Origin of the sequence: Neglectibacter sp. X4, from assembly GCF_009917365.1 — a bacterium.
Lineage (GTDB): Bacteria > Bacillota > Clostridia > Oscillospirales > Acutalibacteraceae > Acutalibacter.
On record NZ_QWLE01000224.1, the window covers coordinates 1 to 741 of the forward strand.

Annotated in this window: 1 protein-coding gene; it reads right to left on the reverse strand. The window is 36.7% G+C overall.

Translation table 11 applies throughout. The features are described from left to right. Nucleotides 1-531 precede the first annotated feature (531 nt). The coding region (locus D1841_RS17820; RefSeq protein ID WP_207710202.1) for a citrate lyase holo-[acyl-carrier protein] synthase at nucleotides 532-741 on the reverse strand (210 nt) is incomplete at its 5' end.

Here is a 741-nt window from a genome sequence, read left to right on the forward strand (position 1 = left end):
CATAGCTACACTGTCCTCAGAATCCTGCCCGCAAGCCGTGAGTGATGTCAGAACCAATATCAGCGCCAAAAGCAAGGATAGGGTTTTCTTTATATACACAAAATCACCTCCATTAAAATTTGTATCTTTTCTTCTACGGTTAGAAGTATACCACAGAATTTGCGGAATGAAAACCCCTTTTTTGAAAAAAAATATAATCTTTCCGAACTTTCTTTTTAAGCAAACACCATACTCCGATTAAACCTTTATTTTTAGCCATTTATTCTCAATTCAAGTTCGGATATCAATTCGTTTTTTTGGTAAAAAATCCGAAATATCATGTTCAAAAATGGAAATTTTATACCGTTTTCCATTAAATTCCTCTGGTTAGATTCCGCAGCAATGCCTTTCATATTCGTGCAAAATCTAACCGATTTGTATGAAATTATCCCATACCATTTTATGTCATACTATCTTTATGCGTGTAAACAAAAAAACAATTCAGCCAGCAAATTCACAGACTGAATTGACATTTTTAGCCTTTCTATTCTACTAAAAAAACTTGCTTAAAATCCGATTAATTTCCGCAAGGAGCAGCTCCATCGGATGGCTTTGACTGCGAGCACAGACCTTCGCAGCTTCACCACAAAGAAGACACCGCCTGCCTGGCATTCCAAGGTTTGACCGTGAAATACTCCCTTTTTCAGATAAAACATCCATATCAAAAATTCTTCCCAAAGGCGTCGTATCTTCGATTTCCAC